This is a genomic window from Mesotoga sp. B105.6.4 (assembly GCF_002896535.1).
Classification (GTDB): Bacteria; Thermotogota; Thermotogae; order Petrotogales; family Kosmotogaceae; genus Mesotoga.
The window spans coordinates 1-23,855 of the sequence record NZ_JWIM01000060.1 but is presented as its reverse complement, the minus strand read 5'-3'; the positions used below and the strand labels follow the sequence as shown (position 1 = coordinate 23,855).

Annotated in this window: 27 protein-coding genes and 1 pseudogene; 13 read left to right on the top strand and 15 right to left on the bottom strand. The window is 43.7% G+C overall.

The features are described 5' to 3' along the window. The first annotated feature begins 246 nt into the window (after nt 1-246). Nucleotides 247-483, top strand: a complete 237-nt coding sequence (locus RJ60_RS11780; RefSeq protein WP_103134808.1) for a DUF1659 domain-containing protein — start codon at nt 247-249, stop codon at nt 481-483. Nucleotides 484-629: 146 nt separating this feature from the next. Further along, nucleotides 630-839 (top strand): DUF2922 family protein, encoded by a 210-nt coding sequence (locus RJ60_RS11775; protein WP_103134807.1) that lies wholly within the window; start codon nt 630-632, stop codon nt 837-839. Between the two features lie 60 nt (nt 840-899). Here RJ60_RS11775 and RJ60_RS11770 read toward each other — a convergent pair whose 3' ends face one another. Continuing rightward, nucleotides 900-1,277: a four helix bundle protein gene (locus RJ60_RS11770; RefSeq protein ID WP_103134806.1), complete on the bottom strand. Its 378-nt coding sequence runs from the start codon at nt 1,275-1,277 to the stop codon at nt 900-902. Nucleotides 1,278-1,382: 105 nt separating this feature from the next. Between RJ60_RS11770 and RJ60_RS11765 the strand changes: the two genes are divergently transcribed. The 3 genes from RJ60_RS11765 (at nt 1,383) to RJ60_RS11755 (ending at nt 3,993) form a co-directional block, all read left to right on the top strand. Beyond that, nucleotides 1,383-1,625, top strand: a complete 243-nt coding sequence (locus RJ60_RS11765; protein WP_103134805.1) for a hypothetical protein — start codon at nt 1,383-1,385, stop codon at nt 1,623-1,625. A 285-nt stretch (nt 1,626-1,910) separates the two neighbouring features. After that, a complete protein-coding gene (locus RJ60_RS11760) occupies nt 1,911-2,510 on the top strand; it encodes a DapH/DapD/GlmU-related protein (protein WP_103134843.1) in 600 nt (199 codons plus the stop codon). Next, nucleotides 2,491-3,993: an oligosaccharide flippase family protein gene (locus tag RJ60_RS11755; RefSeq protein WP_180979945.1), complete on the top strand. Its 1,503-nt coding sequence runs from the start codon at nt 2,491-2,493 to the stop codon at nt 3,991-3,993. The genes RJ60_RS11760 and RJ60_RS11755 overlap by 20 nt, the downstream gene beginning before the upstream one ends. 183 nt (nt 3,994-4,176) lie before the next feature. Here RJ60_RS11755 and RJ60_RS11750 read toward each other — a convergent pair whose 3' ends face one another. The 4 genes from RJ60_RS11750 to RJ60_RS11735 all read right to left on the bottom strand — a co-directional run bounded on the left by RJ60_RS11750 (nt 4,177) and on the right by RJ60_RS11735 (nt 6,456). Beyond that, entirely contained in the window at nt 4,177-4,344 is a 168-nt protein-coding gene (locus RJ60_RS11750) for a hypothetical protein (RefSeq protein ID WP_258006300.1), read from the bottom strand. 1,231 nt (nt 4,345-5,575) lie between these two features. After that, a complete protein-coding gene (locus RJ60_RS16300; RefSeq protein WP_258006299.1) occupies nt 5,576-5,725 on the bottom strand; it encodes a hypothetical protein in 150 nt (49 codons plus the stop codon). Between the two features lie 125 nt (nt 5,726-5,850). Beyond that, complete coding sequence (locus tag RJ60_RS16565; protein ID WP_103134803.1) at nt 5,851-6,096, bottom strand: four helix bundle protein; 246 nt, start codon at nt 6,094-6,096, stop codon at nt 5,851-5,853. 138 nt (nt 6,097-6,234) lie between these two features. Next, a complete protein-coding gene (locus RJ60_RS11735; RefSeq protein WP_258006305.1) occupies nt 6,235-6,456 on the bottom strand; it encodes a UDP binding domain-containing protein in 222 nt (73 codons plus the stop codon). Between the two features lie 300 nt (nt 6,457-6,756). Here RJ60_RS11735 and RJ60_RS11730 point away from each other — a divergent pair, with 300 nt between their 5' ends. The 4 genes from RJ60_RS11730 to RJ60_RS11715 all read left to right on the top strand — a co-directional run bounded on the left by RJ60_RS11730 (nt 6,757) and on the right by RJ60_RS11715 (nt 10,351). Beyond that, nucleotides 6,757-7,299 carry a nuclease-related domain-containing protein gene (locus RJ60_RS11730; protein ID WP_103134802.1) on the top strand — a complete coding sequence of 181 codons (543 nt, stop codon included), beginning with the start codon at nt 6,757-6,759 and terminating at the stop codon, nt 7,297-7,299. Between the two features lie 133 nt (nt 7,300-7,432). Continuing rightward, entirely contained in the window at nt 7,433-8,944 is a 1,512-nt protein-coding gene (istA, locus tag RJ60_RS11725; RefSeq protein ID WP_103134842.1) for an IS21 family transposase, read from the top strand. After that, nucleotides 8,941-9,666: an IS21-like element helper ATPase IstB gene (istB, locus tag RJ60_RS11720; RefSeq protein ID WP_103134801.1), complete on the top strand. Its 726-nt coding sequence runs from the start codon at nt 8,941-8,943 to the stop codon at nt 9,664-9,666. The genes istA and istB overlap by 4 nt, the downstream gene beginning before the upstream one ends. A gap of 25 nt (nt 9,667-9,691) precedes the next feature. After that, nucleotides 9,692-10,351 carry a nuclease-related domain-containing protein gene (locus RJ60_RS11715; protein WP_180979944.1) on the top strand — a complete coding sequence of 220 codons (660 nt, stop codon included), beginning with the start codon at nt 9,692-9,694 and terminating at the stop codon, nt 10,349-10,351. 301 nt (nt 10,352-10,652) lie between these two features. Here RJ60_RS11715 and RJ60_RS11710 read toward each other — a convergent pair whose 3' ends face one another. Together RJ60_RS11710 and RJ60_RS11705 are read right to left on the bottom strand one after the other, a co-directional pair. Beyond that, nucleotides 10,653-10,967 carry a nucleotidyl transferase AbiEii/AbiGii toxin family protein gene (locus tag RJ60_RS11710; protein ID WP_103134799.1) on the bottom strand — a complete coding sequence of 105 codons (315 nt, stop codon included), beginning with the start codon at nt 10,965-10,967 and terminating at the stop codon, nt 10,653-10,655. Beyond that, entirely contained in the window at nt 10,964-11,722 is a 759-nt protein-coding gene (locus tag RJ60_RS11705) for a type IV toxin-antitoxin system AbiEi family antitoxin domain-containing protein (protein WP_103134798.1), read from the bottom strand. The genes RJ60_RS11710 and RJ60_RS11705 overlap by 4 nt, the downstream gene beginning before the upstream one ends. Nucleotides 11,723-12,703: 981 nt before the next feature. On the opposite strand from RJ60_RS11705, the gene RJ60_RS11700 reads away from it, so the two are divergent. Continuing rightward, a complete protein-coding gene (locus tag RJ60_RS11700; RefSeq protein WP_103134797.1) occupies nt 12,704-13,849 on the top strand; it encodes an AAA family ATPase in 1,146 nt (381 codons plus the stop codon). A 10-nt stretch (nt 13,850-13,859) separates the two neighbouring features. After that, a complete protein-coding gene (locus RJ60_RS11695; protein ID WP_103134796.1) occupies nt 13,860-14,450 on the top strand; it encodes a hypothetical protein in 591 nt (196 codons plus the stop codon). Nucleotides 14,451-15,439: 989 nt separating this feature from the next. Here RJ60_RS11695 and RJ60_RS11690 read toward each other — a convergent pair. From RJ60_RS11690 to RJ60_RS16290, 4 genes and pseudogenes are all read right to left on the bottom strand, one after another. Continuing rightward, complete coding sequence (locus tag RJ60_RS11690) at nt 15,440-16,219, bottom strand: nucleotidyl transferase AbiEii/AbiGii toxin family protein (RefSeq protein WP_258006298.1); 780 nt, start codon at nt 16,217-16,219, stop codon at nt 15,440-15,442. Nucleotides 16,220-16,231: 12 nt separating this feature from the next. Then, nucleotides 16,232-16,399 carry a hypothetical protein gene (locus RJ60_RS16295; RefSeq protein ID WP_258006297.1) on the bottom strand — a complete coding sequence of 56 codons (168 nt, stop codon included), beginning with the start codon at nt 16,397-16,399 and terminating at the stop codon, nt 16,232-16,234. Between the two features lie 2 nt (nt 16,400-16,401). Next, complete coding sequence (locus tag RJ60_RS11685) at nt 16,402-17,040, bottom strand: transcriptional regulator (protein ID WP_258006296.1); 639 nt, start codon at nt 17,038-17,040, stop codon at nt 16,402-16,404. 6 nt (nt 17,041-17,046) lie between these two features. Continuing rightward, nucleotides 17,047-17,199, bottom strand: a pseudogene (locus tag RJ60_RS16290) (transcriptional regulator); the annotation flags it as partial. Between the two features lie 1,322 nt (nt 17,200-18,521). Here RJ60_RS16290 and RJ60_RS11680 point away from each other — a divergent pair. Next, the gene (locus RJ60_RS11680) at nt 18,522-18,806 is read left to right on the top strand and encodes a hypothetical protein (RefSeq protein WP_103134793.1); all 285 of its coding nucleotides are present in this window, start codon (nt 18,522-18,524) and stop codon (nt 18,804-18,806) included. Beyond that, nucleotides 18,770-19,396 carry a nucleotidyl transferase AbiEii/AbiGii toxin family protein gene (locus RJ60_RS11675; RefSeq protein ID WP_103134792.1) on the top strand — a complete coding sequence of 209 codons (627 nt, stop codon included), beginning with the start codon at nt 18,770-18,772 and terminating at the stop codon, nt 19,394-19,396. Before RJ60_RS11680 ends, RJ60_RS11675 begins: the two co-directional genes overlap by 37 nt. Nucleotides 19,397-20,552: 1,156 nt before the next feature. Here RJ60_RS11675 and RJ60_RS11660 read toward each other — a convergent pair. The 4 genes from RJ60_RS11660 to RJ60_RS11645 form a co-directional block, all read right to left on the bottom strand. After that, complete coding sequence (locus tag RJ60_RS11660) at nt 20,553-21,131, bottom strand: transposase (RefSeq protein WP_258006304.1); 579 nt, start codon at nt 21,129-21,131, stop codon at nt 20,553-20,555. Nucleotides 21,132-22,317: 1,186 nt separating this feature from the next. Further along, nucleotides 22,318-22,881: a GNAT family N-acetyltransferase gene (locus RJ60_RS11655; RefSeq protein ID WP_103134790.1), complete on the bottom strand. Its 564-nt coding sequence runs from the start codon at nt 22,879-22,881 to the stop codon at nt 22,318-22,320. After that, entirely contained in the window at nt 22,881-23,045 is a 165-nt protein-coding gene (locus RJ60_RS15620; RefSeq protein WP_180979943.1) for a hypothetical protein, read from the bottom strand. Before RJ60_RS15620 ends, RJ60_RS11655 begins: the two co-directional genes overlap by 1 nt. Nucleotides 23,046-23,654: 609 nt before the next feature. Beyond that, on the bottom strand, nt 23,655-23,855 hold a 201-nt coding region (locus RJ60_RS11645), incomplete at its 5' end, for a group II intron maturase-specific domain-containing protein (protein ID WP_308410917.1).

Below are 23,855 nucleotides of genomic sequence, written 5' to 3'. Positions count from 1 at the left end.
AGCTTTCAATCGGAATAAAAGAGCCTTTGCTTCTCTATTTTGATTATACATAGCCGTTATTCCAGAGCCAAACTCAGGTGTTTTTCACCTGAGCTTGGTGTTTTTTGATCCGGTGGTATATATTCATTTCACGTGGCCACGAAGAAGAAAACGGAGGTTGCGGGTACGCGGTAGCGGGTGGGTAAGATCTTTCATACCTCAAACCCCCTACCTCTGACCCCGCCTCCAGGAAAAGGAGGAATTTTGATGGGATTAGGAGCAACTGTGATGGTAGTTGGTACCGAGAAGTCACTCTCGATCACCTGGGATACCGGCGTCATTGAGGACGACAAACCAGTCCTCTCTAGACAGACTCTCAAGGTCGATTCGGCAATGACTGCTCAGGAGGCGTACGATGCAGCCTATAACATCGCAAGCCTCACCAATTACATCATCGCCGACATTAGACTGATCGAAACCCAGACCCTCGGACCGATTGACTGACAACCGCGGTAGCGGATGGCAGGTAGCAGGTCCGTAAGAGCAGATAGTCCGGGGTAGCGGTTAAAGAGTGAGGTTCGGGTTGAAATGGTTTACCTACCCGCAACCCCCAACCCGCAGCCCCGTACAATTTGAAAGGAGGAACTCAAATGAGAAACCTGAGCGTTAGATGGTACGATTCAACCGCTAAGAAGTCGAAGGGCTTCTACATTAAGGAGCCTAAGGAGACTCTGACTCAGGCTGAGGTCGAGACTGTTATGGGAAACCTCATAACTCTGAAGGTGATCCCTTCAAGCTATGCGGTAGACTATGCAGCAGTGATCGACACTCAGAAGAATGAGTTGTTTAACCTCATATAGATGTAAGTGGATAGAGGTATGAGGTTAGAAAGGGATGGGGTTCTTACCCCGTCCCCTTTTCTAAGTACCGGATGAAGATCTGAGCTTCTTCTTCGAGAATATGAGACCATTTAGGAGCCTGTTGACCTCGTCTGCAAGCCTCTGTATAGAAGAGTGTTCTTCCTCTGAAAGGTAGCCCAGATTGTTGCAGATTTCGAGCTGTGTAGAAAGCTCCATCAGAGAACCCCTGGCAGTGTAGAGAAATCTCAGAAGCTCTTTCGTAGACTCTCTTCCAAACCCCTCTGCGATGTTGGAAGGGATAGATACCGAGGCCCTTTGCATTTGAGACGACAATCCGTAGCGTTCATGGTCGGGGAAGTTTCTGGTTAGCTTGTAGATCTCAGTCGTCAGATTCATAGAAGATTTCCACAGCTGCAGTTTTCTGAAGTTTCCAAACATAGATACCTCCTATAACAGTGACTGTGATCCTCTATTATAGCTCTTGATCTTCATACCTCTCACCTCTGGCCTCTAACATCTACTCACGCTCAAAGGAGTGATAATATGTCGTGGATAAAAGAGTTACTATCCCTAATCACAGTCTTCGCAAGTTACGTAGAATCCCCCGGCAACGGACCGGAGAAGAAAGAGAAAGTGAAGCAGATGATAAAGGACGCGCTTCCAGATGAGCAATGGAAGATCGATCCGGAATTCTTCGACTTCATCCTGGATGTCCTGATAGACCTCGTCGTAATGTTTCTTAACAGAGGCCTTTGGAAGACGGCGTTGAAGGTGCTGGTGAAGTAATTGTTATTTGCAGATAACATTGAGAAACGCAATGTCTATGCGCGAAAAGAACACAAACAAAACCAGTGTATTTCACGTTCCGTTTTCCGAACGAGACAGCATCCAAACTCAGCAAGAAAAGTGAATAAACAGCAAAAATCCCCGGCTAAAGTGCCGGGGTTTACAACAGACTTGATAAGGACGTTCATTTAACACATATCAGCCTTAGATGGGGTATCATACATTTATTTGAGTCTTCACACTGCTACGGACAAGGCCGTGTGGCAGGAAAATACTGCAGGAGATATGGGAGAGGTTATTTTGAAGAGAGCTATACGGAATTTCTTGAAGAGTGTGTTTGTAGCCGTATCACGCCTTGTAATACCTCTTTTCTACAAGAGAAAATATCTATCTGGCAAGTGGTTCGAAGAAAGTGCGGCGGGATGGTTGTGGGCCTGGAAAGGAATTTGGTGGCAGAAGATTCATAAATTCAACCGTAACATTCCCTGGCCGGTTTCTCCACAAATTCGTGTTAGCAGTGCGGTTAATATCGCATTCCACCCAGATGATCTAAATAACTTTCAGGGTTTTGGAAACTACTTTCAGAATTTCTCAGCAAAGATAGTGATGGGAAGAGGAACTTACATTGCTCCAAACGTTGGTATAATCACTGCTAATCATGATCCTCTTGATCTTGATAAGCATCTTCCCGGCAAAGATGTTGTTCTTGGCGAGGGTTGCTGGATAGGCATGAATTCAGTTATTCTTCCTGGAGTAGTTTTGGGTCCCCATACTATTGTTGGAGCTGGAAGTGTTGTTACAAGAAGCTTCGTTGAAGGAAACTGCATAATAGCAGGCAATCCTGCAAGAGTAATCAGGAATCTTGGTGACAACATTGAGCCTTAAGAAGGATAGCATAGTCCTCTTTGTGGCACGACTGATTTCCGGTCTTTCTGGATTATTCGCTGTAGCTCTTCTTTCTAGATTCCTCGACGTAAAAGACTATGGGTTGTATAGGCAGTGGATTGTTGTCACCACTTTTCTAACGAGCATACTTACACTCGGGTTTCCTGCAGCAATAACTTACTTTCTTCCAAGAGCTAAGAATAGAGATGAAGAGATTTCGTGGATGACAAATATTGCAGCGTCATTATCAACGGTGGGTATAGTTCTTTTGTTGGCAACCCCGCTAATAGGTTTTTCTGTATCCCGGCTTTTTGGTAATGATGCACTTTTTAGATACGAGTATCTGCTTACATTAAGTGTGGCTCTATCTCTTTTCATTCAAATATTTCCCAATTTGTTTGTTGTCAGAAAGAACAGAAAAGCAATTGTGTTATTCTCAATTGTTCCCAATATTGCGTGGCTAGGTCTGCTGATTATTCTTGTCTTCGTCAAAGCTTCTCTTGAAGCATATGTTTTCGCCCTCTTGATCAGACCGCTAATTGATTTACTGATAGGTTTGCTGAATAGCGGAGAAATATTCAGCTTCAGCAAGATTAGTTGGAAGCAGGTAAGTACCATAATGAAGTTTTCCTTACCGATGGGGTTATCAGCCATAGTTGGATCAATAATGCTATATACCGACAAATTTGTTGTCGGATCTATGTTGACAACCGAGGAATTCGCGGTTTTTGTTAACGGAGCTTATGAAATACCTTTTATTGGACTGATAACGGCTTCGCTATTTACTGTCATAACACCTCGACTGTCGAAAGCATTCTCTGAAGAAAGATTCGAAGATATTCGAACAGATTGGATTAGGGCTGGCAAAACTCTGATTCCGATAATGATCTCCATCACAAGCGTAATGGTGTTCTTTGCCAGACCAATAGTAATCACTTTGTACTCTGATAAGTATCTTGCTGCTATACCAGTATTCATGATCTATCAATCGATGGGAGTAATAAGAATCTTCTCTTACTCCGCACTTTTCGTCGCATCAGGAAAAACAAGACTTTACCTCTTTAACACCACTCTTTCTGCTGGAGTCAATTTGGTCCTAGATATCCTGCTAGTGAAGATCATGGGTTATATTGGAGCTTCACTGGCGACTGTCTTATCGACGTTTATACTCATGATGCTTCAAATCATACAAGCAAAAAATATAACAAAGGGCCGGCGGTTCTCCGATGTGTTTCCGCTTTTCTCTTTCTTTTCTGGCATTGCTTTAAGCTCAATAGTAGTTGGAAGTTTTTCTATGCTACTGTATTTATCATTTGATAATCTATTTATACAACTCTTAATTGGTTTTATTGCTTTCGCTGTTTCTTTCTACTTGCTATCTAGAATCGTGTCAAATGAAGTCATGAAAACTATTACAGGCTATATGAGTAATGTCTTTAGCGTATTCTCTCGCAAGCGAAGACCAAGACAAGGATCCGTATGAGTGTGCAAATTTGTCATATATGCTCTTTCATCATCTCCATCGTCGAGAAACTGCCCAGTGAGAATTTCACATGTCTTCCTAGTTTAGAGGTTTTGTAGATCCCAGAGACTTTCTGTACCTTTATAAAGACCTTTGGGAAGACCTTTGGGGACCTTATCATATTCATAAGGAAAAAACTACTACTCAGGTGACATTCAAGTTCTCGACCACATCCTTAGTGGCAGCTAAGGATGGATGAGCATCCTGGGAGTATTCAGGATTTGTGAAAGCCTCAGGAATTATTGTATTATTTTGTTGAGTGGTTTTAATTCCTTTGGCATTGAGGAACAAGGTTTCATCGTATTCTTTCATCTTTGACAACATGGAGAATGCGATTTTGAGGATAATGTTCCCCAGTGCTCTGAGATCATGACCGTAAGTCTTGCTTTCCTTTGATTTGAGCAAGGTATTGTGAGATGATTGTCAAGTTTCCTCTTCCCCGGATCATTTCAACTGGTTTTTCATAGGAGTCGATTCATTGTCTAAAATCGCATCTCATTGCAATTTCCGTAGACATTGTTCATCTTTGCACAACAGATCCATTGTTGAGAAGCTGATTAACAAAAGTTTTGCAGGTACACACTCTCTAGCTGACTTAAATACCAAGAATGATCTCTACGGATTTCTTGCCTTCTTCCACATTGACGAAGGGTTCCCGATCATCGATAACCGCTCACGCGAAATCGTTAAAAGCCGTTAAGTGACCCGAACCATACACAGTATCGGGATTTGGCAAATCCATGAGGTGTGATGCCTCACCTTCGAACTTCCAGGTTTTGATTTTGTTCACGGCCAACCCACCTAATACGACCGTTCCCTTTTCACCGAAACCCAAGAGGGTCTCTTCCAAAATCCTCGTATATACGTTTGCCGTTCCATAAATTATACCAATAGAGCCGTTCTTGAATCTAACGATCGCAGCCCTAAAATCCTCTGTCTCTACATAAGGGTGCTTGTAGTTTCAGTCATTGCATATATTTCTTGGACTTTGCCTCCCGCCATCCACTGGAGAAGGGCTATGAGAAGAGTGGTTCATGAGCGTTGCGCCGTCTATTTCTTAGGTTCCTCTGCACTTAGCCTGCTTGTAGTAGCCCACGTTTCTTTCCCAGAGTATTCCTGCAGTTACTGAGAAGATCTTTCCGACTTACTGGCTTCGATCGCTTTTCTCAATTCATGCACGGGAGGGTTGAATCTATTCTCGAACCAGGCGCCGAGCTTCAGTTTATTCTCTTTTACAAGACTTATCAATTCATCCATGTGATCTGTGGATAAGGCCATCAGCTTCTTGACGAGAACGTTTTTAGCCAGCAGAGAGAAAGTTAATTGTGTTCTTGTAGTGATTCCCGCTCTCAGTGGCAATAGTGACGAAATCGATCTGAGACGAGAAGCGCTCTTTCTAGTCGTAGATTACGCGTGGAGGCCAAAGATTAGGCTCGGCAGCTGGAGAGGTTGTTGAGAATCTTTTTCGGTCATTCCTCATCGCGTCTTTCTCTGCTATTCTCTCTCCATCTCCGTGAGCAAGCGAGGCCTCTCGTCTCTTCATCTATTCTTCTGTGGCTCTTTCGGCCTTTTCTGGCACGAGATCGCAAACAGCAACGAGATCTGTCAAATCACTGTTCGCTGGAAAGGCCTCTATATGTTTCTTCGTTCCTATTCTTCCGCGTCCAATAAGGGCTGCACATAGTTTTTTCATAAAACCATCCTTCCGATGTTGTAGGTTGTTGGTTGTGCGTGGGTTCTTAAGTGGAAAGATTAAGCCGTTGATTATCTTGTGAACTCTCGTGACTAGTTTAGAAATCTCGTTGCATCTCTCTTCATCTAACTAACCAAGCATTCTAGATAGTTCAAGCTGGGTTTCCAATTGAAGTAGAGATCCTCGCGAAAGATAGATGAACTGCACACATTCCTCGAATATCTCTCCGAACCTTCGGCAATATTCGTAGGAACCGACACAGCAGCTCGCTGCATCTGAGAAGAAAATCCGCACATTTCCCTTGCCGAAAAAGTAGCAGTGATGTCGTAGATCTTCTTAGCCAGTTCCATACTGAGTTTCCATGCGTTCAATTCTTTGTATGATCTCGTTCAAACCTCCAAAAACCTTGTCTATCGTAAGTTATCTACTTAGATATGTGAGTTTTCTTACCGATTATCCTAAACTCCAATGATCTTCCAACAACCAACAACGTACAACACGCAACGGTACTAAAGAACTTCAATATTTTCGCCTTCAATCCCCATTTTGCTGAGAACGTTTTTCGTGTCGAATATGTATTTTGCGTTCTTTACGATCATCGGATAGTTGATGAGCTTCTTATGCGCCGTCGTTATTATTACCGCATCCGACTCTTTTATTAGCTCTTCTGTGAGGTTGACAGTCTTAACGGTCTTTCCTTCCCAGATGAATTCAGGCACATAAGGATCGATTACTTTTTGGGACAGACTCCATTATTTACATTCCGGTAACGTAGTTCTCTTTAAATTGGATCAGTTTTCCGTCCTCGGTTCTGCGAGAAGATCCCGTATGGACCTTCGGGATTGCCTCCATTTCTGACATTACTGTGATGCTTAGAGCAGTTGTAAGTTCAGCAATTTCAAATGGTAGAATTCTGTTGTTGGTTTTCTTTCTTTTTTCTTCTGGGGAATCTGCTCGACTAAGCGAGTCGATTTTTTTTCGTATGAATGGAGTATCGATTGTCTTTGTGGGTATCCCAGGGGAGGTAATGAATGACCTTAAGTGCGTTTCTTTCAGTAATCGTACTTCTGGCAATTGGCTTCGCAGTTCTTTATCTGTTGAGCATCTATCTTAAGTACAGGAAATCTTCGTATAAGGATGCGAGCGGGAACTCCTTTCTGCAGATTCTTTTCGATAAGGGAAACTACGGCGAGTTTCTTATCTTTTCCAGGCTCGAGAAACTGGAAAAACATCACCGGCTGCTGACGAACGTCTATCTTCGAAGGTCGGACGGATCGACTACGGAGATAGATATTCTGATGATAGCTGAAACCGGGATTTATGTTTTTGAATCGAAGAATTACAGCGGCTGGATCTTTGGCGATGAAAAGGGAAGAAACTGGACTCAGGTCCTGGAGAACAAGCAAAAGAATCACTTCTACAATCCTGTGTGGCAAAACAATGGCCACATAACGGCCCTGAAGCATGCGACTGGGCTGGGAAGTCCAGAACTATACAGGTCATATATAGTCTTCAGTGAGCGTTGCACCTTGAAGAAGGTTAGTGTGTTTGCTGCAGAATATAAGTACCGGTAATTGCAGTGAGTGATTCCCTGCAATTGCAGGGAAAATTCCCTGTTAATGCAAGAGCCATTGCAACTTCCCCCGGAATTACCTACCCTTGTAGTTACGACACTATAAAGGGGAGGAACAAAGGAGGATGGTTGCAATGGCTAAGATCAATTCTATCAGAAGCAAATATTTTAATGAAGGAAAGCGAATTGTGGAGATTGCAAGAGAAACAGGGACGGATGTGAAGACAGTGAAGAAGTACATTCTGAAGGATGATTTCAATACACAGCCACCACAGACGAAGAAAACAGCTAAGTCGAAGCTCGATCCTTTCAAAGAAGAGATTGACTGTTGGCTTGAGCAAGACAAACTTGAAAGAAGGAAACAGCGACATACGGCTTTAAGAGTATTCAAAAGGCTTCAGGAAAAACACGGTGGTTCCTTTGACTGTTCATATCGTCTTGTGGCAACATACGTGGCACAGAAGAGGAAAGAACTTTATGGCCAGAACAAAGAGTTTTACTTCGCTTTGGAACACAAACCCGGTGAAGCACAGGTAGACTTTGGAGAAGCTGACTTTCTGGAAAACGGGGTTCGCTGTCACGGATATACTCTGAATGTCTCCTTTCCCTACAGCAACGGGGGATATCTTCAACTCTTCAAGGGAGAGAACCAGCAATGCCTAATGGAAGGACTCATGAATGTCTTCAACCACATAGGGGGTGTTCCCAACCGAATATGGTTTGACAACGCCTCATCCATGGTCAGCAAAATACTGAAGGAAGGAGACCGGGTCCTTTCAGAACACTTTCTCAGATTCAAGAATCACTATGGATTCGAAGCAGTCTTTTGTAATCCTCAGAGCGGGAATGAGAAAGGCAGCGTCGAAAGTAAAGTGGGATACCATAGGAGAAACCTGCTAGTTCCTGTTCCAGAGATAAGTGACCTAACGGCCTTCAACAAAGAGCTCCTCACTCGATGTGATCATGATATGGAAAGGCCGCACTATTCGAAGCCAGGCATGATAAGAGAGCGATTTGAAGAAGACAGGACAAAGCTTCTAACTCTTCCGCCAAACAAGTACGATGAATCGATCCTCTTGGCCGTTCGCACAGATGCTCACGCGAAGTTCACCCTTGAGAAAGGAAGGCATACATATTCAAGCGCTCCAAAATATGCAAAGACCGAGATATGGGCAAGATTGACCGCTCATGAAGTTATCGTAATGGACAGGGACTACAAAGAGATAATCACTCATCCCAGACTGTATGGACAGATGAAGAGAGAATCCATGAACTGGATACCTTATCTCACCCAATTATCCAGGAGACCCGCGGCACTGAAATACACGGGTATATACGGACTGCTTCCTTCTCCACTACAAGAGTTTCTTGAGCAGAGTGATCGTTCAAGCAAGAAAGAGACTCTCAAGATCCTTGCAGAACTGAGCGAAGATAAAGGCTTTTTGAGTGCAGTAGAAGCCTTCCTTGCAGCTCTAGAGAGAGGAGCAAAAGACAGCGATAGTGTCCTTGCTATATTCCGGCGTCTCAACACGGAAAGCTTCGAGTTCAGTCCTGTTTTACTCCCGAGTGACATACCAGAACTCCCGCCTCTTAAGAACAAAGCACTTGACTATGATCTATTCCTGGGAAGGAGTAGCCAATCATGAAAGAGCATATTGCGTACTGCTGCAAGAAGCTACGCCTTGGAAGGAAGATAGTGGATGTATTTGAAGAGGTAGAAGCAGACAACAACCAGGAATACCTTATGAAAATACTGCAGATTGCTCTGGATAACCGTGAGACCTCAAGGAAGAACCGCCTGGTAAAACAGGCGGGCTTCTATGCCATGAAGACATTCGAAGATTTCTCGTTCGAAGAGATACGACTACCTCAGGACTTAAGTCCAGAAGAACTGAAGAAAGCTTCTTTCGTAGACGAGAAGAAGAATTTGATTCTGTACGGAAACGTTGGTACTGGAAAGACTCACCTTGCTCAGGCAATCGGTTTGGAAGCCTGCAAACAGGACAAGGTGGTTCGTTTCTTCAGAACTGCCGCGCTGGTAAATCGCCTTTCTGAAGCACAGAAGAAGTCAGAACTAAACGCCTTCATGAAAACTCTAATGAAGGCCGATCTGATTATCTGTGATGAGTGGGGCTATGTGCCTCTTGATCGTGATGGATCGAAGTTGTTGTTTCAAGTTATCTCAGAATGCTATGAACAAAGGAGCGTGATAATCACAACAAATCTTGAGTTCAGCAAGTGGGTCCATATCTTCTACGATGAACAGATGACTTCGGCAATGATTGATCGTCTTGTTCACCACAGTCATTTGTTGTTGTTCGAAGGTCAGAGCTTTAGAATTAGGAATTCGCTAATGAAAACTCATTAACAAAATTTCCCGGGTGGAAAGTTCTTTGGAATTCTTGCAAAAACAGGGAATTCGCTCTTGCAAAAAACAATCTTCGTATAAGGATGCGAGCGGCAACTCCTTTCTGCAGATTCTCTTCGATAAGGGGAATTACGGTGAGTTTCTTATCTTTTCCGGGCTCAAGAAACTTGAAAGACATCACCGTCTGCTGACGAACGTCTATCTTCGGAAGTCAGACGGATCGACTACGGAGATAGATATTCTGATGATAGCTGAAACCGGGATTTATGTTTTTGAATCGAAGAATTACAGCGGCTGGATTTTTGGCGATGAAAAGGGAAGAAACTGGACTCATGTCCTGGAGAACAAGCAGAAGAATCACTTCTACAATCCAGTGTGGCAAAATAATGGACACATAACGGCCCTGAAGCATGCGACCGGGCTGGGAAGTCCAGAACTATACAGGTCTTATATAGTTTTCAGTGAGCGATGCACCTTGAAAAAAGTGAATGTCAATTTGCCAAATGTATTTGTTATGAAGAGAGACAGTCTATTGAGAAACGTGAAGCTTGACATGATGAGTTCTCCGAATGTATTTGATCCTGAACAGGTCGACAGGCTCTACGTGAAGTTAATGGGGTTCACTCACGCCGACAGTTACACAAAGAGTGCTCACATAGAAAATGTGAGGTCGAAGATATCGTGAGTTCTACAGCCGCTTTCCTTCGTCACTTCGCAAAGGCTTTCTCGTACCTTTCGCGTACCTTTCGGGACAGACTCCATTATTTACATTTCAGTAACGTAGTTCTTCATTCAATTAGAACAGGTCCGACATCAACGGTTCTCCGTTCTCCGACTAGAAGTTGCAGGACGCAATGCGCCGAAGAGCATCGGCGGTCGCAATGGCCGCTTCGCGGGGAAAGAGCCGCTTGGACAACAAACGCTGAAGGCTGTACGCTGGGAAGAACGATTCTTCGACACTTCACGCCTAGCATCTTTTTTCTTACTTAATGAACCCGAGAGAAAAGAGAGAGGGCGATAATGATACTTATTCCACTTTCCTCTTGTGTTCTTTCTGCAGCATTAGTGATTTGTTCATTGAGTTCATCAATCTCTACTTCATTTAGCAAAGTAAAATCTAGATCATCCGAAAATCGATAATTCTCAAAGTAGACTTTTCTAATACCTGTGCCCCCCTTTAGAACCATATCAATTGCTCTTAAATGCTTCAGTATCCAATTCTGCACATAATCTCTTTCTATGGCCGAAATTGGTACTCCCAATTGAGCAGATTTTTCTTCTATTTCTTGTGGCCTAATCATTCCAAATCTCCCAGTATTTTTTCATCCAGATTTACTATGAGCATCCATTTTGAATCCTTTGGCCCTTCATGTGTCATTGTTGGATCAAGATATAGATAGCTTCTTGTATTGATTGCGGGTAGGTTTATATCTACATCTAGATAATCACACAAATAACCCAATCTCCGAAAGACACCTGTATTATTGATTTTCTTTGTGTATTGAACAAGTCGGTATTTATCATATTCTCCACTTTTTATGGCTTTTGCCACTTCTACAATGCCACCACAGTATTGCGGTTTGTCCAGACAGTCTACTATTGTTTTTTCTTTATCTGTTATGTTTATTTGATCGTAATCGATCCAGGTATTTCCTATGCCGAAGAATTTGTGTTCTTTTATTCTTACTATCTTGTATTTAACACCCAAGATTCTCTTTTCCTGTATGTCCTTTCTTGAAGTTGTTTCAATGAATACGGTGTTTGGTATCTGTTCAGTTAATCTATAATGGTTCAAAGCAGACCAATACGCTATCGCATATGGGTCTACGAGCAATGAACCAATAAGGAATTCATTTACAGTATATCTGTCCTTTTCTCTTCCCAAAGGTATTATCAGATACTTTCCTCTCTCGATTCTTTTTATCCAGCCTCCTTTCTCCAGCCTAGAAAGCATTACCCAAAGGACATTTCTTTGAATATTGAATTCGTTAGCTATATCGTTTATACTAAACACATCACCTTTTTTGGCTAATTTGTCTAGAATGTCTATTCTCATTCCAATACACCTACCTTACCCGATATGTTATGTTTTACGTATCGGATCAAGAAATAGTTCTATTTATACTTTAGCAGATTTTCCATGCTTTCCAAATTAAGAGAACAAGGACCTGCAAGAATGATATGTATCGCATAAGAATAAGGGAATCCGTTACCCGGGGAAGAGGGTTGTTCGACCTTTCGTGACAGACTCCATTATTTGCATTCCAGTAACGTAGTTCTTCATTCATTTAGAACAGGTCTGCCGTCAACGGTTCTCCGTCCACTGATAAGAGAGTTGCATGCAAGACGCAAGGCGCCGAAAAGCATCGGCGGTCGCAATGCACTGAGGTGCATCAGTGGACGCAAGGCTGGCGAAGAACATGCCAGGACGCAATGCCCGCTTCGCGGGGAAAGAACCGCTTGGATTATAAACGCTGAAGGCTGTACGCTGGGGAAAACGATTCTTCGACACTTTATATCCTTGTTCTTCTTTCTTACTCAAGGAGGGCGAGACGTGTCTGTTCGGGACTCGTTTGTTTACATGTGCCTAATATAGTTCTTCATTCAGGAGAGCAATGCAAAGAGAGATGAAGACAAAAGTGATACAAGAAGACGTATCTCTTTGCCTTTTTCACCCCGAGGGGAATTGGACAAGCAAATGAGGAATAGTAGAATAAGAAGAAATGAAGTGGTGAGGATGAAGCATCCAAGAGTGAACACTTGGATGCTGTATTCTTTTTACTGCAGAATATAAGTATCACGGTTCGATTAGCAAAGGTGTTCTTGTGGACAGGTAGGAAATTGCATAGGCTTTGCAGATAAGAGGGTAGTTGGAGCAAGATGGCCGTTCTTGAATGCTCTTAGGAGAATGAATCCGCCACCGAGCTAGACACAAATTGGATAGCCTATAATAAGTAAGGTCTCCATTTGCTACAATATGACAAAGTAATGCGATGATATAATTTTCTTGAGCTTTTTCTGAATTGGAGGGATTTCAGTGCTTGTTTCGCATCTATCCGTCAGGAACTGGAGAAATTTCCGGGAGATCGATGTGGATCTTACCAGAAGAGTTTTTCTTGTCGGGCCCAACGCATCGGGAAAATCCAATTTCCTCGATGTGCTTAGATTTCTGAGAGACATAGCAAAGTCTGGGGGAGGCCTGCAGGAGGCATTGACCAATCGAGGAGGCATTTCGAAAGTTAGATGTCTGTCAGCGCGCAGAAGCTCAGATGTCCAAATTTCGATCACTCTTTCAGATGATCAAAGAAAAGAAGAGAAGTGGCGATACTCGCTAGGCATTACTCGTGAGACAGGTGGTAAGCGACTACAAGTATTGACTCATGAGAGAGTTTGGAAAGATAACATACTCATTCTCGACAGACCCAATGAAGGAGATAAAGAAGACCCTCAAAGACTAACACAGACCAACCTTGAACAGATTAGTGCAAATAGGGACTTCAGGGAGGTGTCTGAGTTTCTTCAGCGAGTTCAGTATCTTCATCTCGTCCCTCAGTTCATACGATTCGCCACTACATTTTCGGGTTATGCTTTGCCTGGAGACCCTTTTGGCCAGACTTTCGTAAAGAGACTCGCCGAGACTCCGGAGAAGACGAGAAGTTCTCGACTAGAAAAAGTTGAAGAGCTCCTTAAGAAGGCAGTGCCTCAGCTCAAAGATCTTTCATTTGTGATTGATAAGATGGGGAAACCCCATTTGGAAGCAAGGTATGAACATTGGAGAGGCCACGGTGCAAAACAGCGTGAAGATCAGTTTTCCGATGGAACGCTCCGCCTAATTGGACTCCTCTGGGTAATTCTTGAAGACAATTCATTGCTCCTTCTTGAGGAACCAGAACTATCTCTTCATAAGGCACTTATTCAGCTGCTTCCAGAGCTAATGTATAAACTTCAAAAGAGCAAGAGTCGTCAGGTTTTATTGAGTACGCATAGCATGGACTTGCTTATGAATAAAGGTATTGCACTCGAAGAGGTTCTTCTTCTTGCACCATCTCCAGAGGGAACGGAAGTAAGAGTCGCAACTTCAATCAACGAAGCAGCTCCCCTTCTTGAAGCGGGTATGAGTGTTGGTGAAATTGTGGCGCCTCACACTATTCCAAAGGATATTCGTGAACTAGAAGTCTTGTAGGAGCAGTGATATGTATATTTGTCTAGTAGTGGAAGATGTATTGAGTGAGTATACCGTCAGAAAAATTCTTTCCGAGGTAAGGCCTGATTTGACTGTAAAGACAGTATACAAGAATGGTGGGTTTGGATACATCAAGAGTAATGTTAAAAGGTTTTGGAAAGCTTCGCAACAAATTCCATTCGTTGTATTGGCTGATCTCGATAACGAGATATGTGCTCCGTCAAGAGTCCTGAATTGGCTTGGGTTCATTCCTTGTACAGGTCGCTTTGTTTTTAGAATAGCCGTACATGAAACTGAGAGCTGGCTGATGGCTGACAGAGGCTCGTTTTCAGATTTTTTGGGAATTAGTGAGCGCCTTGTGCCCAAAGATCCTGATATATTGCTGGATCCGAAGGAAAAGCTTTTGAGCCTCGTTAAGAGAAGCAAAAAGAGATCTTTGAAAGAAGACATACTTCCCTCAGCTGGAAAGCATGTGACAGTTGGTCCAGCATACAATTCGTCATTGGCTAAGTATGTCTTAGAGTTCTGGAATCCGCAGCGGGCCGCAGGGTGTTCGGCTAGCCTTCAAAAGGCAATTAGAGCGCTAGAATCTCTCGAGTAGCAGTTCGGCTGTCGCAAGTAGCACTTTTCGGGACAGACTCCCACTTTTCGGGACAGACTCCAGTATTTACATTGCCGTAACATCGTTCTTCTTTCAGGATAGCAATGCAAAGAGAAAAGAAGATAACGGACCTTTGGGTACAGACTCGATTATTTTCATTCTGGTAACGTAGACATTCGTTAGTCAGAGCAGGTCTGCCGTCAACGGTTCTCCGTCCGCCAACAAGAAGTTGCAAGGCGCAATGAGCCGAAGAGCATCGGCGGTCGCAATGCCCGCTTCGCGGGGAAAGAGCCGCTTGGACAAGAAACGCTGTGCGATGAAGAAGCACGGTGACCGTTAAAGGTCCACCGTCCTCCGATAAGAACGAAAGCCGGATCTAGGATCCCGTCTTCTCGTGAGCGCAGCGAGCCTCTCAAAATGCTCTTTCTCGGTTTTTTACAGCGTTCAGCGGGTCCTTGGTTATAAGCTTAGAGCGGTTCTTAGGACGAGATCCCGTGCAAAAGCATCACGGGATGACGGTGTGGGGAAATTATGGGATGACAACTACTTCTCAGGTCAACCGTCAAGGGTCCACCGTCGTCCGACAAGAAGGAAAAAGCCGGATCTAGGATCTCGTCTTCTCGTGAGTGCAGCGAACGCTCGAACATATTCTTTCTAGGCTTTTCCAAGCGTTCAGCGATCAGCGGGTTTTCGTTCTTAAGCGTGCAGCGGTTCTTAGCTGCGAGATCCCATGCAAAAGCATCACGGGATGACTGCATGGTGAATTATTGCACGATACCGTTTCGGGTCATTCTGGAGAGCTTCTGGCCAGGATCTCGATCCATGGAGTGAGGAATGGAATAGACGTTAGGAAACGATCAGTCACTATTTTCGCTCTCGGTTTCTCGTGAGCGAAGCAAACTCTCGATGCTCTTTCTCCAATGTTTTATGAACATAGAGCACTACGGGATGACAGTAAAAGGGTGTTGCAGTTTACGAGACTTCTTTGATCAGCCTTGAAGAGTTTGCCTAACATTCAGTGCTTTCCATTTGAGCATAGGCTGCTTCTTGATTCTATCTACCAATTCTTTGTCATCGGTAATGATTTCTGGTCTGATTTCGCCTTTTTCGTTTAGTATTCTTAAGAATTCTCTTTCATTGTCTTTCAGAGGCAACAAAAAGGAGGCTACTTTCTGGCATGATCTTTCGATATCACTGGCGAGAGTGTCGAGTTCTTCTTTGTCAAGTGTACCTCTTAGAAGTGGCAACAATCGTTTTTTCAGATCATTCTTGTTTACTCGAAGTGATTTTTCGTCTATTTCGAGCCAGTTCTTTCGATTCAACCCCCCAAAAACCGTAAAGGCAAGCCGGAGTTTTTCAAGATCAAGGGTGTCTATTTGCTTATGGAGCAAATATACATCATAAAGGTCTCTGCTTGTTTCTCGCGAAAAACAGGCCGCGATTTTCGAGGCGAAAACTTCCAGCTTGTTTATTAATGGAACTCTGCGGGCTATTTGACTACCTAGTTGCCTTGAATCCATTGTTTCTATTTCAAACAGTGGAACCCTCATCATGTAGTTTATGTCAATAGACAGGTTTCCTCCAGAAGATAGGGAGCTTACGTACCTCAATGAATAAGAAGTGGCCGCTTCTGAATCCCTTTTGTTTCTTATGGACAGGCTCTCTTCGTGGCATACTGATTCTATGATGTTCTCAAAACCGTTTCTGTCACGGTCGAGTTCTTCTCGAGTGGGTGATCCAATATAGTTGATATCTATATCTACCGACAATCTTGGAATTTCCTAGAAGAATAGATTAATTGCCGTTCCCCCCTTTAGAGCGAAACTTCCTGTAAGACGATCGATATTTGATGCGCGATCAAGCCATGAAAGCAGTAGAGAGACTTTCTCAATAATCTCCTGCCGATAACCCGTCTGACCGGATAATCTGGACAGAGTCTCCCTGGACATTCTCATTGCTCTTCCCATCTTTCATTCAATATGTATTCAGGAATCACGAGATTCCATTCCTTTACCAACCTGGCTTTGTCAACTCGTGATCGATCAAAGTAATGCAGCGAAACTGGGATCATTTTTTTCAGTTCTCTCAATAGAGTCTGGTCATTGTTTGTGATTTTCGGATGTCTTTGTAAGAAGAAGCCTACTTTGGCGCTCGTGGTAGAGTTGTCAAGCGCTCTCAGATACTTCAGCAGGTTTTCGGTGTTTAGATACTCGGTCATTTTGAGGGAACGCCAGACCTCTTCAATTCCGCCACATAGATTGGGTCTATCGAGCATATCTACAAAGGTTCTTTCTCTACTGGTTATAAGAACGTTTATACCCTTTATATCCACTTGTTCCGTGAGTAGGAAGTAGTTGTCTGAGCGAAGCAGGTTCTGAGAGGGGTGAGTCGGTATGTATTCGATTTCCCTGAATACTAAAGGATGCACACTCTTCATAGTCAAGAATGTTCTGGTACTGAAAAGCGAGTAGGTATTCCCACTGAATTCCTGAGCCGTATGATAGGCAAGAATCGCATCCTCTGTTCTCTTCCCTGCAATGAGAAATGAATCAGGGGTGAATTGTTCTGCCTTCTGGTTTAGGGGTACCACTGCGTAGAGACCACGACAGATTTTGAGGACACGGCCTCTCTTAACGTGATAATTCAGAAGAACGCTGTAGTGCTCAAGACTCTTCGCTTCGTTCTTCTTCAGAAATTCTTTTAGTTCATGAGTCGTGAAGACCGGTGATTCTTCAAAAAAAGTTCTAATCTCACTTGATCTCCTCTCCGTTACTTGACATCCGTTGGCATATAGTATAAATATGTTATATTTTTAGGTGATCCATGTCAAGCACAATGATAACGTCGTCGTCGTAAAATGAGCCGGGTCGCGATGGCCGCTTCGCGGCGAAAGAGCCGCTTGGATAAGAGACGCTGGTCGCCGTAAAGAAACGTCCTTGGTCCTTCGTCCAAGACCGTGGACCCGTCCTTCGAAAGATCCGAAGCGGAAGTGAGGCTGCTTCGCAGGAAGCCTCTCAGGTCAACCGTCAACGGTTCTCCGTTTGCCGAAAAGAACGTATGAGCCGGGTCTAGGGTTGTGGGGTCTAGGGTCTGGCAAGAGCCTTAGGAACTGTTGTTGTAAAGAGCGGTTCTTCGTTCCGACGCTACGCGTCCAGGTTCTTCGTCCTTGGTTAAGGAGCGCGAGAGAATAAGAGAGAAGGAGAGACTGAAGAGATGAGATCCCGTACAGGAACACTACGGGATGACAATCTTAGGTGATTCTGTAGGGGCGAACGGCTGTTCGCCCGAAGAGGGGGAAGCCATCTCACAGGCGCAAAGCCCGCTTCTTTTGCAAACGGCCGCTTGGATAAGACACGCTGAAGGCTGTACGCTGGAAAACGAAGGATCGGGTTAAAAGAGCGGGTTAAGAAATACGGGTTATTAGGAGCGGGTAACAGAGTGCGGGTTAGAAAGATCGGGTTGATGAAAGCGGTTTATCAGAACGGAGTATTGAAGAGCGAGATGCTGAAACAAGTTCATGACAAAATTGACAACGGTTCTGGGGTCTTGGGTCTAGGGTTTAGCGAACAAAAGTGACTCTAAACCATTCAGGATTATAAGTGCAGAGAAGACGTCATCTTAGACAGCGATCCGGGATCTAGGTTTTGCTCTTCCCAGCGTTCAGCGGGTCTTCGCTATTAAGCGCGCAGCGGATCTTAGATGGGAGATCCCGTGCAAAGGCCCTTAACAGGAGACCCCAAACAGAACCCCTGAACAGGAGATTTTCAGGGCAGGCTCTACGGGATGACGAGACCCTTCACGTCATTCTGACAATGCTCCTGGTCAGGATCTCGATTTGTAACGCGAAAAAGAGATCTTAGAAACTGGTCTGCCCCAATTGCATTTGTAGTCTTGCAACTTGGAACTGACAACTTGCGACTCTTCTTCCCAGCGTACAGCGGCTTCTAGATGCGAGATCCCGTATTAGAGCATCACGGGATGACAGTTATGAGAGATCATCATAGGAGGGGTTCGTAAGTAAGAAGCAAGGTTTATCAGGCTTCAGATGATAAAATTGATATGGTGAAGTGTATGGCTTTGAAGTTGAGGACTACGTGTTTTTGGGATGTGGATATCAAGAAACTGGACAGAGAAGAGGACAAGTTCTTCATTATCTCTAGGGTTCTCGAATACGGGACGATGGAGGATGTTCTCAATCTTATTTCTGAATATGATTCGCAAGAGATTGCGCAGGTTGTTAGAAGAAGCAGAATAATTGGCAGACCAACCGCCAATTTCTGGAGCCTTATTTTGGATATTCCTAAATCGGAGATAGCCAGATGCTTAGCACCGACAGACTTTCATCACAGACTCTGAATCTTCTAAATATCCTTGAAAGTAAACTCCCCGATTTCTATCTTGCACGGGGCACAGCTCTGGCGATGTACTATGGACATCGAGTGAGTTTCGATCTGGATTTCTTCACAGCTGAGTCTTATAGGCCAGAAGCGCTGCTGGAGTATTTGAAGCAGTTGGGCGTTTCTATAGAGAGTGTAAGGATACAGACAGGTACACTTGAAGCTGAGATCGAGAGTGTTCGTGCGAGCTTTTTTGAATATCATTACGACTTAGTTGAGCCTTTCAATAAGTATAAGTCGCTTGATGTGGCTTCGGTAATCGATATCGCCGCTATGAAGCTGAGCGCTATCGCTGCAAGAGCAGAGAAGAAAGATTACTTCGATTTCGCTGGAATTCTGAAGAGAGAGTCTCCGGAAAGAGTTCTTCGCGCTTTTGTCAAGAAGTATGGTAGAGAAGTCGATCTGTACCACATAATACGGGCTGTAACTTTTTTCGATGACGTTGAGGACTCCCCGGATCCATTACAAGCAGACTTAAGCTGGAAAGAAGTGAAAGAACTTTTGGAAGCGAAAAGCAAAGAGCTATTCGATTTGGCGACACAAAAATAGGGACAGACTCCATTTTTCCAAGAGCCGTCCTTGGAAGAGCGGGAGAAGAGCGGTTCCTCGTTCCGACGCTTCGCGACTAGGTTCTTCGTTGGTTTAGGATCGAGGGCGTAGAGCGGGAGCAAGATCCATTACTTAAAGAACGGTGTCCCGTATAGAATTACTTCGGGCTGACACGGGATAATCGGATGGGGCATTAGAATCTCATTTCTTTGTCAACAACCAAATGTTCTTGTGGGCCTTCGATTCCTTGTTTGTGTAGAAGACGTATTTTCTGTGAGTTCTTGGTGATCTTTACGTTCCCAGATGAAACCCAGAAAAACTTCCGGTTCTCAGTGATGACTCTGATCTGATTATCCATGATCCATTGCTTCATCCATCGCGCCTTTATGATCACCTCATCGACCTCGGATTCATTTGCTGGATGAATCTCTATGAATGCTGTTTTCAGAACAGCATCAATGTCGATAAAAACAGCATAGTCCCATCTATTCTCAGTCGGATAATCCTCTTTGAGGCAGCTATCTAGGAAAATAGGGACTCCATTATTTTTTTGTGTTGTGCTTTCTGGCTTTTCTAATGGAACGCTCATTGGAGATTAAAGCAAAAAAGAATGGGATTGATGCATCTCCTCAAAAACTGAAGGAATCTCTCAAATCACTACAGGTGATGGGTTTTTCTACAAATCATAAGGACTATTTTTTGAAGACAAAGGGGGATCCGCTTGGGAATAAGTTGGTGAGGCTCTTTAGAATTAAGCCTCCCAACAATGTGACGGAACAATCTGAACTCGTTCTTTGATTTAGATAAGATTTAAGTCGCTTCTGTTCGTGGTGGCAATTTGGCATTTTTTCTTTCCAACTTTTGCTCTATGACTGATTTTGCACTCTGGGTCGTGACAAAGTCAAGTGGATAGAACACTATGTAATTATAAATATTTGCCTAGTGTTCTATCCAAATTATTCTACCATAGTGGCAGCTTAAGAAACACGACACGAACCGCTTTGCGGTTGCCATAGGAAAAACGGGGACAGACTCCATTTTTAGGAACAGGAGCAGTTCCTCGTTCCGACGCTTCGCGACTAGGTTCTTCGTTGGTTTAGGATCGAGGGCGTAGAGCGGGAGCAAGATCCATTACTTAGGGCTTCCTGAAAAACTGCTACCTTGTTCCAGTTAAAGAGGTCGTCATGTTCAAGAGAGTAGTAGTTGACTCACAATATGTGGATTTTGACGTAGAACACCCTCGAAATTGCTCCGATTTCTTCCCAGAATAGCCATCGGAAAAATGAAAAAAAAAGCCCCTCAACCAGCGGGCAAGGTTCATTGCAATCATCGTAAAAGCGATCATGGTTTCGCTTGTTTCTTTCAGCTTTCCCCGGATAAGCCCCAGTCCATATTTCCGCTTTCCTTCTCCAATCTTGCCTTCAACTGCGTTCCTCACTCTTGCATCTTGTATCATGATCTTTCTCTCTTCTTTCTGTATCTGTGGGTTCTTCCTTCCCAGTCTCGGACCGGTAATCCTTATCCCTCTTTCCTGGCAATAACGTATGTTCTCACGGTTACGATACAGTTTGTCCACCAGCACCACTTCAGGATAGTAACCATAAGTCTGGCGGTATCGTTCTAAGCTTTCTTCCATGGTTGCTCCTTCATTGAAGTTCTCCCCAAAAAAATAGGGACAGACTCCATTTTTGACTCCATTTTTAGGAACGCAAAAAAATGGGAAAAATAGGGACAGACTCGTTTTTTCAGAGCCGTTGTTGGTGGTACGTTATTGGTGGTTGGTAAGCGTTTATAAACAAATAAGAGCACAATCACGACTAGAATAATTTCAGGAAAACCATCCGGGGACGCATGGCTGGCTTCGCCAGGAGGGAGAAGCTTTCTAGGGGCAGGACGTTAGGTTGCATGAACTAACTCAATTGGTCATCCTGACGTGCTCTTGGTCAGGATCTGGTCTTTGATCTTATCGGAGGACGGGTCCATGATCTGGGACGAAGGACTAAGGACGGCTCTTCACAGCGTTCAGCGGGTTCTTGTTCTTAAGCTTATATCAAAAATAGGGTACAAAAATAGGGGGGTACAAAAATAGGGACAGACTCGTTTTTTCAGAGCCGTTGTTGGTGGTACGTTATTGGTGGTTGGTAAGCGTTTATAAACAAATAAGAGCACAATCACGACTAGAATAATTTCAGGAAAACCATCCGGGGACGTAAGGCTGGCTTCGCCAGCAGGGAGAACCTTTCTAGGGGCAGGACGTTAGGTTGCATGAACTAACTCAATTGGTCATCCTGACGTGCTCTTGGTCAGGACCTGGTCTTTGATCTTATCGGAGGACGGGTTTACGATCTGGGACGAAGGACTAATTGCAAAAATAGGGACTCCATTTTTGCTAGAACGAGATCCCGTATAAGAGCACTACGGGATGACAGTATAAGAGCACTACGGGGTAACAGGACGAGGCCATCACGAGCCGACTGTATAGCGAAAAACGGTACAGACGTCATGAGAATCGTCAGTCACCATTTTCGTCTGTTACTTACAATCAATGAAGGCGCAGATGCTGAATCAAATTCAGCATGACGGGAAGCAACACTTACGGAGTAACCGAACATTTTCATACAGGTCGTGATTTTTCGCGTACTCCCTATTCAGTCTTTCCAGTAGAGACTCTTGGAAATAGGTCGCTTCGTCATCCTGGACCTGATTGGGGATCTGGTTTTTAGTCTAATCGGTGGACCAATTCATGTCCTTGAACGGTCAAGGACTGACCATTTTTCCACGACTTTAGGCAGTTCTTAGCTGGATTTCGACCAGTTTCATATTGGCATAATTGAAAGCAAGTAGTTGAAAGGTTATTGTGTCACCAAAGAATGCGAGCTTTTTGCTTTGTCATGATGGCCAACGATGAAATCATATGAAGATTATTGCAGAAATACATCAAGGCGCATGCTGACAGTTTTTTGACTCTTTCCAGAGTAACGCTCGTTAGCTAAGAAGCCATTTTTTCGGTAAAACTCTACAACTTCAGGATCATTCTCAACATCTGCATCAACTACTATGAATCTACAAGCAATTCCGAATCTGACTGAATCAACTGCAAAGCCTCTGGCCAAAGTAATCATGAGAGAACCAATCCCTTTGTATTTCGTTCGGTAATTACTGTCAACAGCTAGTTTTCCAACCTTTATTGCTGGAAAGGAATTGAAAAAAATTTCTTCAATATCAGAATTCTTTCTTTCTTCAGGAGTTACGCCTATCGAAGCAGAAGAGAGGGTCATATAAGAAATGATGTCAGCATTTTTCTTGCTTACTAGAAGATGCGTAGCCGATATTGCTTTATCGTCATATTCTTTCGCATACTTCTTTATGAATAGGTCATATTCCTCAATGCCTGAGACGAAATCATTTATCCTAAATCTGTCACTGAACCTAACCAATTGAAGTTCGTCTTTGATCTGTTCAACACTAATCCTTGAAGAACTCACTATCTTCTTAACTCCTCCAAAAGACTAGAGGCAGCGACATTCTTCTTCATAGAACTTGCCGTGGGATTTTTTTTCACATCCCTAATTAACTTCTGAGCATAAGAACCCTTCAGCTCTACTGAAAGGCTTATTGGCTTTATTCTCTTTTCTGTATTCTTTTTCATAATCATCACAACTCCATAAATAGCTAACAAAAGGATTTTAGCACATTTTCGCCCATATGATAACACGTTTATAGTTTGGATCCTTTTTTTGGGTTGGACTCCTTATGGTCGGAAAATAGGGACCTTATCATATTAATAAGGAAAAAACTACTAATCAGGTGACATTCATAATGAAAAATGGGGACAGACTCCATTTTTGTTACCAAAAACAGGGACTCCATTTTAAGTAAAAATAGGGACAGACTCCATTTTTTCAATAGCCCTCCTTGGGAAGAGAGAGAAGAGAGGGCGGACGCGAAAAATGGGACAGACATGAAGAGATTTGTCAGTCTCTATTTTCGCTTCTCGTCATCTCGTGAGCGAAGCGAACGTCTCGATGATGTTCTTTCTCTCAGCTCCACGCTCCACCGATCTTAAGAGCGGTAGGGTCAAGAGATGGCGCGGTGTAAGTACAGACCTTGTGAGGCCAGGCTGTTTACTCCCCTTTCGGGAGAGTGTCCCCCTCAAGCGGGTCATCTCATCCGTTTCCATCTCCTGCCACCTCAAACCGTACGTGCGGATTTCCCGCATACGGCTTTCCTGTGTGCTTCACCTCAAGGCTTATGTGACCTATCGTGCCGGGAGTGCTTTCTGTCGGAGATACCTTATTCTGTAATCATTGTAGATTCCAGTGATCTTGAGTAACTCCTCCTTACTCCACCTCTTCCAGCCGAAGCCTTTCTTCTGTTTCTTTCTCATCATGTGTCTTCTGAGTTTCCTGTTCACCCAGTCTCTAATAAAGCTGAAGACTTTCTTTGAATTACCTATCCT